General features: G+C 68.8%; 11 protein-coding genes and 1 tRNA gene. 2 read left to right on the top strand and 10 right to left on the bottom strand.

The genetic code is table 11. From position 1 onward, the window contains the following. Window positions 1–8: 8 nt before the first annotated feature. Complete coding sequence (locus B2515_RS09945; RefSeq protein ID WP_293876057.1) at window positions 9–815, bottom strand: IclR family transcriptional regulator; 807 nt, start codon at window positions 813–815, stop codon at window positions 9–11. Window positions 816–905: 90 nt separating this feature from the next. Then, on the bottom strand, window positions 906–4,127 hold the full coding sequence (locus tag B2515_RS09940; RefSeq protein WP_293876056.1) for a TonB-dependent receptor: 3,222 nt from the start codon (window positions 4,125–4,127) through the stop codon (window positions 906–908). A gap of 361 nt (window positions 4,128–4,488) precedes the next feature. On the opposite strand from B2515_RS09940, the gene B2515_RS09935 reads away from it, so the two are divergent. Continuing rightward, a complete protein-coding gene (locus tag B2515_RS09935; RefSeq protein WP_414711383.1) occupies window positions 4,489–6,423 on the top strand; it encodes a rhamnogalacturonan lyase in 1,935 nt (644 codons plus the stop codon). Between the two features lie 9 nt (window positions 6,424–6,432). Here the strand turns inward: B2515_RS09935 and B2515_RS09930 are convergent, their stop codons facing one another. Next, entirely contained in the window at window positions 6,433–7,782 is a 1,350-nt protein-coding gene (locus tag B2515_RS09930) for a DUF418 domain-containing protein (RefSeq protein ID WP_293876054.1), read from the bottom strand. Between the two features lie 248 nt (window positions 7,783–8,030). On the opposite strand from B2515_RS09930, the gene B2515_RS09925 reads away from it, so the two are divergent. After that, complete coding sequence (locus tag B2515_RS09925; RefSeq protein WP_293876053.1) at window positions 8,031–9,830, top strand: YhjD/YihY/BrkB family envelope integrity protein; 1,800 nt, start codon at window positions 8,031–8,033, stop codon at window positions 9,828–9,830. Here B2515_RS09925 and B2515_RS09920 read toward each other — a convergent pair. The 7 genes from B2515_RS09920 to B2515_RS09890 form a co-directional block, all read right to left on the bottom strand. Beyond that, window positions 9,827–11,071 carry an NAD(P)/FAD-dependent oxidoreductase gene (locus B2515_RS09920; protein ID WP_293876052.1) on the bottom strand — a complete coding sequence of 415 codons (1,245 nt, stop codon included), beginning with the start codon at window positions 11,069–11,071 and terminating at the stop codon, window positions 9,827–9,829. The two genes, B2515_RS09925 and B2515_RS09920, sit on opposite strands and share 4 nt — an antisense overlap. 106 nt (window positions 11,072–11,177) lie before the next feature. Then, window positions 11,178–11,253, bottom strand: a tRNA-Phe gene (locus tag B2515_RS09915). A 41-nt stretch (window positions 11,254–11,294) separates the two neighbouring features. Continuing rightward, complete coding sequence (locus B2515_RS09910) at window positions 11,295–11,468, bottom strand: DNA gyrase inhibitor YacG (RefSeq protein ID WP_293876051.1); 174 nt, start codon at window positions 11,466–11,468, stop codon at window positions 11,295–11,297. Beyond that, complete coding sequence (locus B2515_RS09905; protein WP_293876050.1) at window positions 11,465–12,406, bottom strand: ribonuclease; 942 nt, start codon at window positions 12,404–12,406, stop codon at window positions 11,465–11,467. Before B2515_RS09905 ends, B2515_RS09910 begins: the two co-directional genes overlap by 4 nt. Beyond that, window positions 12,399–12,968 carry a Maf family protein gene (locus B2515_RS09900; RefSeq protein WP_293876370.1) on the bottom strand — a complete coding sequence of 190 codons (570 nt, stop codon included), beginning with the start codon at window positions 12,966–12,968 and terminating at the stop codon, window positions 12,399–12,401. The genes B2515_RS09905 and B2515_RS09900 overlap by 8 nt, the downstream gene beginning before the upstream one ends. A 32-nt stretch (window positions 12,969–13,000) precedes the next feature. Then, entirely contained in the window at window positions 13,001–13,246 is a 246-nt protein-coding gene (gene infA / locus B2515_RS09895; RefSeq protein WP_017977808.1) for a translation initiation factor IF-1, read from the bottom strand. A 473-nt stretch (window positions 13,247–13,719) separates the two neighbouring features. After that, entirely contained in the window at window positions 13,720–15,891 is a 2,172-nt protein-coding gene (locus B2515_RS09890; RefSeq protein ID WP_293876049.1) for a sodium-translocating pyrophosphatase, read from the bottom strand. Window positions 15,892–16,402: the final 511 nt, after the last annotated feature.

The following is a 16,402-nucleotide window of genomic DNA, read 5'->3' as shown; positions in this document are numbered from 1 at the left end:
CTTGGGGATTAGCTTTGCGGCTCGAAGCCGAGTTCGTGGCTGATCGCATTGGCGGTGCCGCGGACCTCGTCGGTCAGCGCGGTCATGCGATCGTCGCTCATATATTGCGCGGCGCTCGACACGCTGATCGCGCCGACGATCTTGCCGGCGGCATCGCGGATCGGCGCGGCGACGCAGCGAATCTGGTCCTCGTTCTCCTCGAGGTCGAAGGCGCGGCCGACCCTGGCATAGCCCTCCATCCGCTCGCGCCACAGCCGGGCGTCGGCCTTGGGGGCGCCGCCCGCCTGGTCGGCGGCGAAGCGTTCGTCCCAATAGGCGGGCGGGGAATCGATCATCAGCGCCTTGCCGAGTCCGGTCGAGCTCAACGGCTGGCGGTCGCCGACGCGGCTGGAGATGGTGATGCGGCGGCGGCCCGGCACCTTGTCGAGGTAGAGCGCATAGTCGCCGTCGAACACGCCGAGATGCACCGTATCCTCGGTCGAGGCGGCGAGTTCCTCGAGATGGGGGCGCGCGACCTGGACGAGATCGGCCTGCGCCTGCGCGAGCGTGCCGAGCAGCAGCAGCTTCGGCCCGAGCCGGTAGCCGGCGCGCGGGGTGAAGGCGAGGTAGCCGCGATCGACCAGCGCGCTGAGCAGCCGGTGCGTCGTGCTTTTGGTCAGGTCGAGCTTGGCGGCGAGTTCGCTCAGCGTCAGCACCTCGTGGCTTACCGCCTCGATCAGGTCGAGCCCGCGCATCAGCGTCTGGCTGCCCGCGCCGACTGCGCCGGCGGCTCCGTTGGAGGTATCGGGCTTTTCGATGGTGGCGGTGCTCGTCATGTCCACTCCTTAGGACGCCCTCTTACATCCTGGCAACGTAACAAGCGACCGGCCGCCGCACATGCGACGACCGCCCAGGGGAGGAACGCGTCAGAACTTGAGCTGGAACCCGGCGAAGAAGCGCTGTCCGGGGTAGTAGACTTCCACCGTACCGATATTCTTGATGTAGCTCTTCGAATATTCCTTACCGATATTCTGCATTTCCATGAACAGGCTGTAGTGCCATTCCGGGAAGCGGAAGGTGATCTTGCCGTCCAGATAGCCTTCGCCCTTGCGATAGATCGGGTTGTTGCTGTTCACGGAATTGACGGCCTCGACCAGCCAGTCGGAGCGGTAATTGTAGCTGAGGCGCGCGTTCAGCCAGTCCTTGTCGTAGAAGACGCTCGCATTGTACGTCCACTTCGACAGGCCGGGATATTCGTCCAGTGGCAAGCCGGTCGCGCTGTTGGTCAGGTTGGTACGGATCGCACGGGCGTAGGTGACGTTGCCGCTCGCACCCAGTCCGTCGAACGGCGCGGGGAGGAAGGTGAAGGCGGTCTGCGCGCTGCCCTCGATCCCGTCGAGCAATGCGCCGAAGCCGTTGATCGGCTGGCGCACCGTATAGAGAAGGCCGTCCTGGAACAGATCGACGTCGCTGCGCGTGACGTTGGGGACGACGAAGCTCTTCTCATACTTCTTGTAGTAACCGACGCTCAGCAGCGTATCGCGATTGGGATACCAGGCGAGGTTCGCCTCCCACTGGTCGGCGCGATAGGGCTTCAGCGCGGGGTTGCCCGCGGTGCAGATGTCGTTCGCCGCCGAGATGGTCGCATCGTCGAGGCAGTTGATGTTGGGCACCAGGTCGAGCGGCTTCGGGCGGGCAAGATTCTTTGCCCAATTGGCGCGCAACACGAGGTTGGGCGTGATCTCGAGCGCGGCGTTGAACGCCGGCAGCACATCGAAATAGTCGTTCGTGAGCGACAGCTGCTGCGACGCCAGAATCACCGTTTCGGTCCCGCCGGTTGCCGTGAAGCGCGTGACGCGCGCGATGTTGGTGCCCGTCCCCTTGTCGCGGGTGTAGGTGTAGCGGACGCCGGCGTTGCCGGTCAGGCGCATGCCGAACACCTCGGTGTCGACGTTCGCCTGGAGATAGCCCGCGGCGATCGATTCGGTGATCTTCGCCTGCGGGACCTGGGGCAGGCCGTCGGAGTTGAACAAGCGATCGTGGTCGAAGCCGGACAGGTCGAAATACTGGCTGATGATATTGGGTTCGAAATTGGCGAAGGCGATGCGGCCGGGGATGCCCGACGGCGCGCCCTTCAGGCCGCTGAACAGCGGCGCACCGCCGCTCGTCGCGCCCAGCGCGGTCAGCAGCGAGGCATATTCCGCCTGCGTCAGCTGGTTGGTGAAACCGCCGCCACCGATCGTGCCGCTCGGCGTCGAGCGCGCCGTGACCACCGGAACGATGTTGGTCGTATAGGAGACGTTGGCGCTGGTCTGATACACCGGCGTCGTGGTACCGCCGCCCGACACCAGGCGCGAACCGCCGCCGTTGTAGAGCAGATAGTCCTGCTTGCGGAACTGGCCGCCATATTCGATGCTCTTCAGCGGACCGGCGTCGACTTCCCAATCGATGTCGATCTTGATCTGGTCCTCGCTGTTGCTGGCGAACGTCGGGCGATACTGGACCGTCGGCCCGAGCACGCCGAGGTTGTTCCCGGGACGCGAGAAATTCGTGTAGATGCTGGGGTCGGCCGGATTGATCGTGTCGGGATAGGTGAAGACCGGGATGCCGAGGTCGTTGCGCGTGTCGACCTTGACGCCGGAAATGCCCGTGGACAGCGAGATCAGGTTGGTTTCACCCTCCGTCTTGGCGGTCGAATGCGAGACGATCGCCTTGATCTGGATGCGATCGAAGTCCCAGTCGAACCCGCCGATGTAATAGCGCGACTGCTGGTCGTACTGGAAGTCGCGGCGCTGGACGCCGAGGATGTTGGCGGAGCCGCTGTAGTTGGGCGCGGCGGCGGTGCCGATATTCACCGGGCCGGTCGCCGTCGTGTAGCTCGTGACGATATGGTTGGCGTCGACCGTCGCGCTGCTCTGCTGGACCTGCGGACGTGAGGTGCCGCCGTTCAGGCCGGCGGGCAGCGTCGCATCGAGCGGGAAGCGCTGGAAGCGGCCGAGGTCGAGCGAGTAATTGGTGTCGAACAGCTTCTGGTTGCGGTTGTTGATCGTCGCTTCGCCGAACACGCGGAAGTTGGATGCGACTTCATATTGGACGGTCAGATCCGCCGACAGGCGCTTGTCCCGCCGCACGAGGTTGCGATAGCGCGGCCCGTTCGGTGCCCAGTCGAAGAACTGGGTCTCGCAGGCGAGGCGACGTGCGGTGGCGTTCGAGGCATTCTGCCCGCCGACGCCGGCGCAGCTCGCATAGGTGTTGAAGTTCGAATAGAGCGGATCGGCGACCGTCTTCTGATCGGAGTGATCGAAGTCGGCAAGGCGGGTCCAGCCGGTGTTGCTTGCGTAATCCTGCCGCGTCGATTTGTCGTCGTAAGTGGCGTTGAACAGCACGCCCAGACCGTCGATCAGGAATTTCGGCGTGCCGAGGATGACCGTGGCGCGGGGCCGCCAGTCCTGCGTCAGGTCGAGGTGCTGTTCGGAAAAGACGATGCTGCCCAGCGCCTTTTTCAGTTCCAGCGGCTTGCGGGTTTCGACCGACACGGTGCCGCCGAGGCCACCCTCGGTGAGGTTCGCCTGATAGCCCTTGAACACGTCGATCGACTTGACGAGTTCGGTCGCTAGTTCGCGGAAATCGCCGGCGCGCGATCCGTTGGCCGAGGCCTGGCTGACGCCGTTGATCTCGACGCGGTTGAGGTCGGGTTCGACGCCGCGGATCGACACCTGCGTGCCCTCGCCGAAGTCGCGGCTCAGCTGGACGCCGGTGATGCGCGACAGCGAATCGCCGACGTTCTTGTCGGGGAAGCTGGCGATGTCGTCGGCGACGATCGAATCGACGACGGTGCCGGCGTTGCGCTTGCGGGCGATGGCGGATTGCAGCGAGGCGCGGGTGCCGACGACGAGGATGTCCTCGGGGCTGGCCTCGGGATCGTTGGCATCGGTCGTACCGGTGGTCGTCTGCACCGGCGCGTCGGCGGGAGCGGGATTGGCGGCCGGCGTTTCGGCGGGCGCCTTCGGCTCGACCGCGGCGGAGGAGGGGGCGACGGCGCGGTCGCCGGGGACCGGGCCGGTCTGCGCGGCGGCGGGCGTCGCGGCACAGCCGAGCGCGATGGCGAGGGCGGATGTCGTCGCGAGGGTGCGGCGGCTGGCGATCATGGAACTTCTCCCCTGGATGGACCGCGCGGCGCGGTCGGTCGGCGCTGCGTGTCGCCGCAGTCGCCCGTGCATGTGATGTGAGGCGGGCGTTACCCGGCGGCGGTCGGTCCTGCGGCGGGCGCGCGAAGGCGCGGCGCGGATCGGAAGTGTCGCTGCATCGGCCGTGTCATTCGCATCCCCTCCAGCTGTCGGTGCGGCTGTTACCGTCACCGCGGCATCCTGTGCCGAAACGTCTGTTTCACATACCAAGTCCACATACTGGACCGGTGTTCCGTTCCTAGGTTGCCAAAATTTGAAATGCAATCATGATTTGTGAGACAGATGCGTTTAGCCTGACAAAAACGGCACGAAGGAGAGCATGATGAGGCGGCCCAACAGAATCAGGTTGTTAGCAGGATTTCTGCTCGGCGCAGCCCTGCCGTCGGCCGGTGGCGCGTCGGCGGCGACGGGCCGCAGCGGCGAGCGACTCGATCGCGGGCTGGTCGCGGCGCCGGCCACGGGGGGCGGTTGGCTGGTCAGCTGGCGGTTGCGGGCGAGCGATGCGAAGTCGGTGCGGTTCGACGTCTATCGCGACGGCCGCAAGCTCAACGCCCGGCCCGTCGCCGACGCGACCGCCTTCGTCGATCCGCAGGGCGACGCCCGGGCGCGCTATACCATCCGCGCGGTGAACGGCGGCAAGCCAGGCGCGGCGAGCGCTGCGGCGTTGATGCTGCCGCGCGGCTATCTGTCGATCCCGCTGACGCCGCCGCCGGGCGGCACGACCCCGGACGGGCAGAGCTATACCTACACTGCCAACGACGTGTCGGTCGGCGATCTGGACGGCGACGGGCGCTACGAGGTGGTGCTCAAATGGGACCCGACCAACAGCCACGACAACAGCCAGGCGGGCTATACCGGCAACGTCTTCCTCGACGCCTATACGCTCGACGGCAGGCGATTGTGGCGGATCGACCTCGGCCGCAACATCCGCGCGGGCGCGCATTACACGCAGTTCCAGGTGTTCGACTTCGACGGCGACGGCCGGGCGGAGGTCGCGGTCAAGACCGCGGACGGGACGGTGGACGGCGTCGGCCGGACGATCGGCGATGCCGGGGCGGATTGGCGCGGCCATGACGGCACGGTGCCGCAGCCCGACCGCACCGGCGCGAAGACGCTCGCCGACGGCACCAAGGTCGCGCCGTTGCAGGGCCGCATCCTGAAGGGCCCGGAATATCTCACCGTCTTCGACGGGCGCAGCGGCCGGGCGCTGGCGACGGCGCCCTACGATCCGCCGCGCTATCCCGGCGGCGATCCGACGTTCGAGCAGGCGCGCGAAACCTGGGGCGACGGCTATGGCAACCGGTCGGACCGGTTCCTGGCGGGCGTCGCCTATCTCGACGGGCGGTTGCCGAGCATGATCTTCGGCCGCGGCTATTATGCCCGCACGACGGTGGCGGCGTGGGACTATCGCGGCGGCAAGCTGACCAAACGCTGGCTGTTCGACAGCGCCGCGTTGGGCAATCAGGAGTATGGCGGGCGCGGCAATCATCAGCTCAGCATCGCCGATGTCGACGGCGACGGTCGCGACGAGGTGATCTACGGATCGATGGCGATCGACGACACCGGCAAGGGGCTGTGGACGCAGCCGCTCTATCATGGCGATGCGATGCACGTCGCCGATCTCGATCCGCTGCGCCCGGGCCTCGAGAAATGGGGCGTGCACGAGGAGGTCCGGCGCAACGGCGGCATCGGCTCCGCCCTGCTCGACGCGCGCACCGGGGCGGTGCTGTGGAGCAAGCCCGCCGACAAGGACACCGGTCGCGGGCTCGCCGCCGATATCGATCCGCACCATGTCGGTGCCGAATTCTGGGGATCGAACAGCCGCGACCTGTTCGACGTTAAGGGTAACGGCATCGGCCCGGCGCCGCGCCAGACCAATTTCGCGCTCTATTGGGACGGCGACCTGCTGCAGGAGCTGCTCGACGGCACGACGATCAGCAAATGGGACTGGCGGACCGGCACCGCGACGCCGCTGCTCCACCCGGACGACGTCGCCTCGAACAACGGGACCAAGGCCAATCCGGCGTTGCAGGCCGACCTGCTGGGCGACTGGCGCGAGGAGGTGATGTGGCGGTCCGCGGACGACCGCGAGCTGCGCATCTATGTGACGCCCTATCCAACCCGGCACCGGCTGGTGACGCTGATGCAGGACCCGGTCTATCGCCTGGGCGTCGCGTGGCAGAACACGGCGTACAACCAGCCGCCGCACCTGTCCTATTTCCCGGGCAGCCTCACCCCGCGCGACGGCGCGGACTAAGCCGCGGCCTCACAGCGGGGCGGCATGCCCCTTCGCCTTGGGGCCGCCATAGGCGATCCGGCGGAGCAATGTCTCCGCCGGCCCCATCTCGCGGCGCGCCAGCCAGACGCGGCACAGGATGGCGGAGACGAGCCAGATCCCCGCGGCGATCAGCCACAGCTGCGGCAGCGAGAATTGCCCGACATAGCCGGCCGCATAGAAGATCGCGGCGCCGAGGATCGACTGCAGGCAATAGACGGTCAGCGTCATCCGCCCCATCGCGCGCAGCGTCACCGCCTGCCCGAACAGGCCGGCGCGGAACAGCAGCACCGCCAGCCCGATATGGCCGATCGTCATCAGCAGCCGCGCAGGCTCGAACACGGCCTCCGCCGCAATCCATGCCCAGCCGGGGGCGAGCGGCGATCCCATGTCGAGCCCGGTGCGCGCCAGCAGCGCGACATGCGCCCCGCGCAGCAGCAGCCCGCCGGCATAGCCGCCGACCAGCATCCGGCGATAGGTGGCGGCGGGCGCCGTCCCGGTCAGGATGCCGGTGCGGAACAAGGCCATGCCGATCAGCATGAAACTGACGCTCTCGGCGACATCGACCCAGCCGGTGATCGTCAGATTTTCGCGCATCCAATAGCCCGCGCTCCAGTGCAGCAGGCCGAGGGGATGCGTGCGCTGCGCGATCCGTTCGGCCCGCTGTTCGGTGCTGGGGCGGATGCTGGCGCGATGGGCGCGCTCCGCCGCGATCGCGCTACGGTCGTCGGCGGTGACCGGCAGGCCGCGCTGCGCCCGTGCGGCGGCGGCCTGGCCCTGTTCGAGCTGCACGACCTGCTGGTGCGTCCAGAACGCGGTGTTGGCGGCGAGCGCCATGGTCAGCAGCGCCGCGACGATCAGCAGGGTACGCGGACGGGCGCTGCGGAAGGCGAGCAGGAACAGCCCGCTGATCCCGTAATTCCACAGGATTTCGCCCGGCCACAGGAACAGCAGCCATTGCGCGACGCCGAAGCCCATCAGCGCGATCGACCGCCGCACCCAGATGTCGAGCGGTCGCGGCGAGGCACCGGCGCCGCCGGCATCCCCCTCCGCCCGGCGCAGCATGATGAGCATGCTCGCGCCGAACAGGATGGTGAACAGCCCGCGCATCGCACCCTGGACGAAGACGGTCTGGATGCCCCAGGCGATCCATTCGCCGTTCCACGCGGCGGGGAAGCGGGTCAGCGGATAATCGGCGACATCGCCCATGCCGTGGATGTTCATCAGCAGGATGCCGCAGATCGCGATCCCGCGCAGCACGTCGAGCGTGTGGATCCGCTCCGCCGGCGGAGCGGCGGCGGCGGGTCGAACGGCAAACGCCGGCTGGCGGGGATCAGACATGATTGGGCGCGCCGTATTGGATGAATCGAAACATGGGCCCCCCGGCACCGGCACCGATGCGCGCTCGCGTGTGCACCCGCCAGAGCTTAATAAGGCAGCATCACGTTCCAAAGCGGGATCGGGCCGGAAACGGCGCGTGCGCGGAACCCCCTGCGCCGACACCTGTTCGCATTAGAATTCTCGAACAAATCTGACAGGTTGGGGGCGTAATGGACGATCGGGGACATCGGGCGGAAAGCCCATGGGCGATGCCGGCGAGCGGATGGAAGGCGGTGCTGGGCCGCACCTGGGCGGAGACGAGCAGCGACAATGTCGGGCTGATTTCGGCAGGCGTCGCCTTCTACGGCTTCCTCGCGCTGGTGCCGCTGCTGGGTGCGTTCGTGCTCAGCTATGGCCTCGTCGCCGACCGTGCGACGGTGATCGCCCACGTCAACCAGCTGGCATCGGTGATGCCCGCCGACGCCGCACGGCTGGTCGGCGAGCAATTGCTGACCGTCGTCCAGTCGTCCGACGGCAAGAAGGGGCTGGGCCTGCTGCTCGCGCTTGCGCTAGCCCTGTTCGGCGCCCGCAACGCCGCGGGGGCGGTCGTCACCGCGCTCAACGTCGCCTATGAGGAAGAGGAGAAGCGCGGCTTCATCAAGGTCAATCTGCTCGCGCTCGGCATCACCGCCGCGGCGGTGACCGTCGCGCTGGTCGCGGCGGTGGCGATCGCCGCGCTCGGCACGTTGCAGGGCCTGTTGCCCGGCGCGCCCGGCGTGGTCGTGGTCGCCGGCAAGCTCGGGTCGTACGTGCTGCTGCTCGCGGCGGGCGCGGGGGCGGCGGCGACGCTGTACCGCTTCGGTCCGTCGCGGGCGCGGGCGCGCTGGATGTGGCTGACGCCGGGGTCGCTGTTCGCGGCGTTCGGATGGCTGCTGCTGAGCCTCGGCTTCGGGCTTTATGTGGCCAATTTCGGCAATTACAACGCGACCTACGGCTCGCTGAGCGCGGTCGTCGTGATGCTGACGTGGATGTACCTGTCGGGCTATATCCTGATCTTCGGGGCCGAGCTCAACGCCGAGCTGGAGCATCAGACCGCGCATGACACGACCACCGGCACGGCGCGGCCGCTCGGCAGTCGCGGATCGTGGGTCGCGGATCACGTCGCCGGCGACAAGGTGGCGCGCGCCGCCCCCGCGGAGAGCCATCGTCGCCAGCAGGGGGCGGCGGCCGAATTCGCCGCCAGCCGCGCCACCGCGCACGCCGCGCGGGTCGTCGGTCTGGGCAAGGCGGGGCTGGCGACCAGCGCGGCCGCGACGCTGGGGCTGCGCCTGTTGCGCAAGCGCGGCCATGCGCGGACCGGTGCGGCGCTGCTCGGCGGAAGCGCGCTCGCGGCGTGGCTGACGCGCGACCGGGTCCGGGTCCGCGCGGTGCTGTTCGACCTCGACGGGACGTTGGTCGACAGCAACGACTTCCACGTCGACGCCTGGGAACGGGCGTTCCGCGAGGCGGGGCATGCGATCGATCGCGACCGGATCGCCGGGCAGATCGGCAAGGGCGGCGACCTGCTGGTGCCCGCGCTATTGCCGGACGCGCCCGCGGCGCAGCAGGAACGGCTCGGCACGCGGCACGGCGAGATATTCAAGGCGCGCTACCTCGATCTGGTCCGGCCGTTTCCCGGTGCCGCGGCGCTGCTGCGCCGGGTGAGCGACAGCGGCCGCAAGGTGGTGCTCGCCTCGTCCGCGAGCGGCGAGGAACTGGACCATTATATGGGCCTGCTCGGCGCCCGGGATCTGGTGAGCGCCACCACGTCCAGCGACGATGTGTCGACCACCAAGCCGGCCGGCGACATCTTCGCCGCGGCGCTGGCCAAGGCGGGCGTCACGCCGCGCCATGCGATCGTCGTCGGCGACACGCCCTACGATATCGCCGCCGCCGAACAATGCGCGGTGCCGACCGTCGCGGTCCGCTCCGGCGGCTTCGACGCCGCGGCGCTGAAGGGCGCGGTCGCGCGCTACGACGATGTCGCGGCGCTGCTCGCCGGTTTCGACCGGTCGCCGCTGGCGCGCTAGGCGTCCGCGGTTTCGGCGGCGAGCAGCTTCAGCGGCACGGCCGCGTCGGCGAGGCGCGCGGGGTCGACGATCGCACCGCGCTGCACCAGCGCACGGCCCTGGACGTAATCCTTGACCGCATTGACGCAGTCGAAGGCGAGGATGCGGCCGTCGCGCAGATAGGCGACGCTGAACGACCGCGTCGCCGGGTCGCCGCGCAGGATCGCGGTGTCGAAGCCGGACGACAGGCCGACGGTCTGCAGCTTGAGGTCATACTGGTTCGACCAGAACCACGGGACCGCATCGTACGGCGCCGGCGTGCCGGTGATGTCCCGCGCGACGACGGTCGCCTGGTCGTTGGCGTTCTGCACCGATTCGAGCCGGATCGTCGCGCCGCCGGCATAAGGGTTGGGATGCGCCGCGCAGTCGCCGATCGCATAGACGTGGGGCAGGCTGGTGCGGCAATGCGCATCGACGATCACGCCATTGCCCGCCGCCGTGCCGGCCGCGACCAGCGGTTCGACCGCGGGGATGATGCCGATGCCGACGATGACCATGTCGCACGCCAGCGCTTCGCCCGTTTCGAGCCGCACCGCGCTCGCCGCCCCGTCGCGTCCGTCGATGCAGGCGACCGTCGTGGACAGGCGGATGTCGACGCCCTTCGCGCGATGTTCGGCCTCGTAGAAGCGCGACAGCGCCTCGCCGGCGACGCGTGCGAGCACGCGGTCCTGCGCCTCGAGCAGGACGACCTGCTTGCCGAACTTGGTGAGCACCGCCGCCGCCTCGAGGCCGATATAGCCGCCGCCGATCACCGCGACGCGGGTGACGCCGGGCAGTTCGCCGATCATCCGGTCGACGTCGGCCCGCGTCCGGACCGCGTGCACGCCCTTGAGGTCGTGGCCCGAGCAGGTCAGCCGCCGCGCCGCGCCGCCGGTCGCCCAGATCAGGATGCCATAGCCGATGGCGTCGCCGTCCTGCAGCGTCACGGTGCGCGCGCTCGCATCGACCGCGACGATCCGCCGGCCCAGTCGCAGCGTCACGTGGCGTTCGGCCCAGAAGGCGATCGGCCGGATCAGGATCCGCTCGAACGTCTTCTCGCCCGCGAAATAGTCCTTGCTCAGCGGCGGGCGTTCATAGGGGGGATCGGGTTCGTCCCCGACGATCGCGATCGTGCCGGCGAAGCCGCGCTGGCGGAGCAGCAGCGCCGCCTGCGCCCCGGCATGGCCCGCTCCGGCGATCAGGACATCGTAATGCTGCGACATGGAACCCTCTTTCCCGCCGGCCCACGCATGAGGCCGGCTCGCGACTGTGTCATACCATGGCCGATGCGCGGGATCGCGCAAGGCCGTTCGGACGTCGGGGAGGAAGTGGTGCCCGGGGACGGATTCGAACCGCCGACACTGCGATTTTCAGTCGCATGCTCTACCAACTGAGCTACCCGGGCAGGGCGAAGCGCGGAAGAAGACCGCGTTCGGAAGGGCGCCTTTAATCAGCCCGATCGACGCTGTCCAGCCCGTCTTGCGCATCATCCTTCACCGGAATGCGATATCCCTCGCTCAGCCATTGCAGCAGGTCGCGATCGCGGCAGCCGCGCGAGCAGAAGGGGGCGTCGTCGGGCGTGGCGGGCTTTCGGCAGACCGGGCAGGCGCTGGTGTTCATGCGATGTGCCACTGACGGGTGACGCCGGTGCGGCGGGCGAGTTCGGCCAGCCATTCCGGCCGATTCGCGAGCGCCGCATGCTGCGCGGCGGGTAGGCGGTGGTGCAGCGGCGCGCCGGGCGGTTCGCGCTCCAGCCGGCGCAGCGTCGCGCGCAACCCCGCCGCGGCCGGATCGGCGCGCAGCAGTTCGGGCAGCGACGCCCGGGCGCGGGGGCGGACGATCTGGAGGAAGCCGAAGCCGTTGACCGCGGTGCGCTCGAACGGCGGCGGCAATGCGGCGTCGATCGCGTCGGCCACCGCCTGCCGCGCCGCCTTGTTCGCCAGCGTCGGGAAGTCGACGCCGATCGACCCGCCGATGCCATGGCGGCGGATCGCGGCGGCGACGGCGTGCGCCGCGGCGACGGCGAGCGGTTCGAGCGGGGGCGGGCCATCGACGTCGAACAGTGTCATCGCCGGCGTCGGCGACAGCCGCAGCGCGCCGAGCGGGAAGGCGATGGCGCCGCCGGTCGCTTCCTCGAGCAGTTCGGACCAGCCGGCCGCTTCCAGCGCATCGGGTTCGTGCGCCCGCAGGATGCGCACGGGATGGCCGCTTGCGTGCAGCCGGGCGAGCAGGTCCGGGCCCGGACCGGGAGCGGCGTCGGTGGCGGCGGCGCGGGCGGGCTTGGGGCGGCCGGGCTCCGGAATCGCCTCGCGCACCACCTCGACCGTGAGCGTTGCGCCCTTGGTGACGCCGGGCGGGATGCGCGCGATCACCGCCTCTTCGCCGAGCAGGTCGAGCCGGCCCATGCCGCCCGCGGTCAGTTCGACCAGCCGCGCCGGCGCGATCGTGCCGAGACGCAGGGGGGAGGGGCGTTCGATCGCCGCCTCGACGATCGCACCATCGGCGACCAGCGCGGCGCGGGCCTCACCGATGCCCGCTTCGTACAGCCACTCAGGCAAGCGGCAGGCCGGCCGCGCGCAGCAATGCGCGGGTTTCCATCAGCGGCAGGCCGATGACGCCCGAATGGCTGCCGTGGATGAAGCGGACGAACGCCTCGGCGCGGCCCTGGATGGCATAGCCGCCCGCCTTGCCCAGCCCTTCGCCGCAGGCGACATAGGCGTCGATCTCGGCTTGAGACAGCGGGCGGAAGGCGACGATCGTATCGGCGATCCGCGTCCGCTCGATACCGTCGGCGCCGATCACGCAGACCGCGGACAGGGCATGGTGGCGACGGCCCGACAGGCGGGCGAGCAGGTCGCGCTGGATCGCCTCCGTCTCGGCGGGGGGCAGGATGGCACGGCCGAGCGCGATCGTGGTGTCGCCGGCAATCACCGTCTCGTGCGCCGCGCGTTCGACCGCGCGCGCTTTTTCGACCGCGAGCCGCAGCGCATAGACGCGCGGGGCCTCGCCGCGCAGCGGCGTCTCGTCGATCGCGGGCGCGGCGATGCGATCGGGCACGCAGCCGAGGCGCGCCAGCAGATCCCGCCGGCGCGGCGAGGAGGAGGCGAGGACGAGGTGCAAGGAAGCCGGCGGCATGATCGCCGCCCCGCCGTTTATTGCGGGCCGGGGCCGCCGCGGCCGGGCATGAAGCGGTAGGTGATCCGCCCCTTGGTGAGGTCATAGGGGGTGAGTTCGACCAGCACCTCGTCGCCGACCAGCACGCGGATGCGGTTCTTGCGCATCTTGCCGGCGGTATGCCCGAGAATTTCGTGGTCGTTTTCGAGCTGCACCCGGAACATCGCGTTGGGGAGCAATTCCACCACGCGGCCGCGCATCTCGAGCAATTCTTCCTTGGCCAAAAATCAACCTCTATTCGCGTCTATCGGCCGCGCCCTTAGCGCAAGCTGCCGAAAAAGGGAAGCAATGCGGGCCGGCCGGTCCATCCGGCATCGGCACCCGCCCAGCGGCCTCAAGATGGGGGCGGAAACGCGCAAGGGCAACGGGTGCGGACCGCCATTCGACGCGACGTGAACACCAGGAACACCCCGGCGGGAACGCACCTCTCCCATCGTTCCCGTTTTGCCATCGATCCGGGCGGCGCGACGGCGGACGGCGGGCGTGCAGGACAGGGCGGATTTGCGGCCCCTCGTGCCCTATGCATCGGGGGCGGTCCGGCAGCGCGTGAAACAATTGTTCGTCATTCCCGCGCAGGCGGGAATTCATTACCGCCGGCGTTTCGGCCCTGTCCACACGGCTCGCGCGGATAGACTGCCACCCGCGCGCGTGACGATGCGAGGCAGCGAGGGCGGGTGGGCCGCCCCCGCCCCTGACATTACCCGCCGCCGCCTGCCGCCAGCGCCGCCAGCAGCAACAGCGCGACGATATTGGTGATCTTTATCATCGGGTTCACCGCCGGGCCTGCGGTGTCCTTGTACGGGTCGCCGACGGTGTCGCCGGTGACCGCTGCCTTGTGCGCCTCCGACCCCTTGCCGCCGTAATTGCCGTCCTCGATATACTTCTTGGCATTGTCCCAGGCGCCGCCGCCGCTGGTCATTGAGATGGCGACGAACAGACCGGAGACGATGACGCCGAGCAGCATCGCGCCCAGCGAGGCGAAGCCCTGCGCCTGTCCGGCGACCGCGGTGATGATGAAGTACAAGGCGATCGGGCTGACCACGGGAAGCAGCGAGGGGACGATCATCTCCTTGATCGCGGCGCGGGTGACGAGGTCGACGGTGCGGCCGTAGTTTGGCCGGCTGGTGCCGAGCATGATCCCCGGATTGTCGCGGAACTGGCCGCGCACCTCCTCGACCACCGCGCCCGCCGCACGGCCGACCGCGGTCATGCCGAACGCGCCGAACAGATAGGGGAGCAGCGCGCCGAGCAGCAGCCCCACGATGACATAAGGGTTGGACAGGCTGAAATCCACGGTGACGTCGGGGAAATAGGTCTGGAGATCGGTGGTATAGGCACCGAACAGGACGAGGGCGGCAAGACCGGCGGAGCCGATCGCATAGCCCTTGGTCACCGCCTTGGTGGTGTTACCGACCGCGTCGAGCGCGTCCGTGCGCTGGCGGACGTCGTCGGGCAGGCCCGCCATTTCGGCGATGCCGCCCGCATTGTCGGTCACGGGGCCGTAAGCGTCCAGCGCCACCACCATGCCGGCGAGCGCGAGCATCGCGGTCGCGGCGAAGGCGATGCCGATGATGCCGGCGAGCTGATAGGTGGCGATGACCGCGACGACGATCACCAATGTCGGCAGCGCGGTCGATTCGAGGCTGATCGCGAGGCCCTGGATGACGTTGGTGCCGTGGCCGGTCTGGCTGGCGGCGGCGATCGATTTGACCGGGCGATAATTGGTGCCGGTGTAATATTCGGTGATCCAGACGATCAGCCCGGTGACCGCGAGGCCGATCACCATGCACCAGAACAGGTCCAGCCCGGTGAAGCTCGGGATTGCGCCTGCCACCGCGGCGGGACGGTCGAAGCCGGTCGTCAGGTCGTCCGACACCGCGTCGAGGAAGCCGGCGCTGCCGATCGTGCGGTGGAGGTCGCCGAGGACATATTGCGTGGCGAAATAGATCGCCGGGATCGACAGCAGCGCCGAGGTCCAGAACCCCTTGTAGAGCGCGCCCATGATCGAGCCCTTGCCGAGCCGGACCATATAGGTGCCGATGATCGAGGTGATGATGCACACCCCGCCGACGAGCAGCGGCAGGGTCATCAGCCGCATCAGCTCGGCGGCATCGGCGCGGATCAGCAGCGCGATCGAGATCATCGTGACGCCGAGCGTGACGACATAGGTTTCGAACAGGTCGGCGGCCATGCCGGCGCAATCGCCGACATTGTCGCCGACGTTGTCGGCGATCACCGCGGGGTTGCGGGGGTCGTCTTCCGGGATGCCCGCCTCGACCTTGCCGACGAGGTCGGCGCCGACGTCCGCCGCCTTGGTGAAGATGCCGCCGCCGAGCCGCGCGAAGATCGAGATGAGCGAGGCACCGAAGGCGAGCGCGGTCAGTGCCTCGACGATGATCCGGTCGTTGGGGGCGTGGCCGGCGGGGCCGGTCAGATACCAGAAGAAGGTGCTGATCGCGAGCAGGCCCAGTCCGGCGACGAGCATGCCGGTCACCGCGCCCGAGCGGAACGCCATGGTGAGGCCGCCCTGCAGCGAGGTGCGCGCGGCCTCCGCGGTGCGGACGTTGGCGCGGACCGAGATGTTCATGCCGACATAGCCGGCAACGCCCGACAGGACCGCCCCGATGACGAAGCCGATCGTCGAGATCGCGCCCAGTGCGACGAACAGGATCACCGCGACGATGACGCCGACGATCGCGATGGTGGTATACTGGCGGCCGAGATAGGCTTTCGCCCCCTCCTGGATCGCGGCGGCGATGTCCTGCATCCTGGCGTCACCGGGCGACGCCCGGAGCACCTGCTGGCTGGTGACGAAGCCATAGACCACGGCAATGACGCCGCAGAGGATGGCGATGGTGACCGTGGTCATTCAGCGCTTCCTTCTCCTGTTGACGTCGCGGACCGATGTGTCCCGGTTCCACGCGCTTGGCCGGAGGCTATGGCGATGCGGCGGGGAGCGCAAGCGATTGCGGTGCGGGCGGCCGCCGCGGGTCGGCGGGTGGCGCGCAAGTGGCGCTGCCGGATAGAAAGAAAGGAAGTTCGCGCGGAGGCGCGGAGACGCGGAGGTGTGGCGCCCGCCGCATTGGCGGCGCTTTCCATCCACCATGCAAATGACAGGGCCACGCCAGCTCCGGACGATACCCCTCCGCGTCTCCGCGTCTCCGCGTGAACCCTCTTCTCCCTTCCACGGCGTCGCGCGAGCGAACCTCCGGGGGCGACCGATCGTCTGCGCGCATGAAAAATCATCCGTCATTCCCGCGCAGGCGGGGATGTGGATTCACGTTTGAAGTGCACCGATTGAGGCATGGAGGAATGCCTCGGCGGGGGTTTGGAAGTCGAGGCATTTTCTGGGTGTGTCGTTGAGGCGTTTGGCAAAGGCG

The sequence above is a fragment of the Sphingomonas sp. UBA978 genome, assembly GCF_002292295.1.
Lineage (GTDB): Bacteria > Pseudomonadota > Alphaproteobacteria > Sphingomonadales > Sphingomonadaceae > Sphingomonas.
The sequence above is the reverse complement of the archived record's forward strand: the minus strand, read 5'-3'. Positions and strand labels throughout refer to the sequence as shown.

Coding starts and splice junctions, on each gene's coding strand:
- B2515_RS09890 (WP_293876049.1), bottom strand. CDS start 15,891: ATGACCACGGTCACCATCGCCATCCTCTGCGGCGTCATTGCCGTGGTC.
- B2515_RS09920 (WP_293876052.1), bottom strand. CDS start 11,071: ATGTCGCAGCATTACGATGTCCTGATCGCCGGAGCGGGCCATGCCGGG.
- B2515_RS09940 (WP_293876056.1), bottom strand. CDS start 4,127: ATGATCGCCAGCCGCCGCACCCTCGCGACGACATCCGCCCTCGCCATC.
- B2515_RS09910 (WP_293876051.1), bottom strand. CDS start 11,468: ATGAACACCAGCGCCTGCCCGGTCTGCCGAAAGCCCGCCACGCCCGAC.
- B2515_RS09925 (WP_293876053.1), top strand. CDS start 8,031: ATGCCGGCGAGCGGATGGAAGGCGGTGCTGGGCCGCACCTGGGCGGAG.
- B2515_RS09935 (WP_414711383.1), top strand. CDS start 4,489: ATGAGGCGGCCCAACAGAATCAGGTTGTTAGCAGGATTTCTGCTCGGC.
- B2515_RS09945 (WP_293876057.1), bottom strand. CDS start 815: ATGACGAGCACCGCCACCATCGAAAAGCCCGATACCTCCAACGGAGCC.
- B2515_RS09930 (WP_293876054.1), bottom strand. CDS start 7,782: ATGTCTGATCCCCGCCAGCCGGCGTTTGCCGTTCGACCCGCCGCCGCC.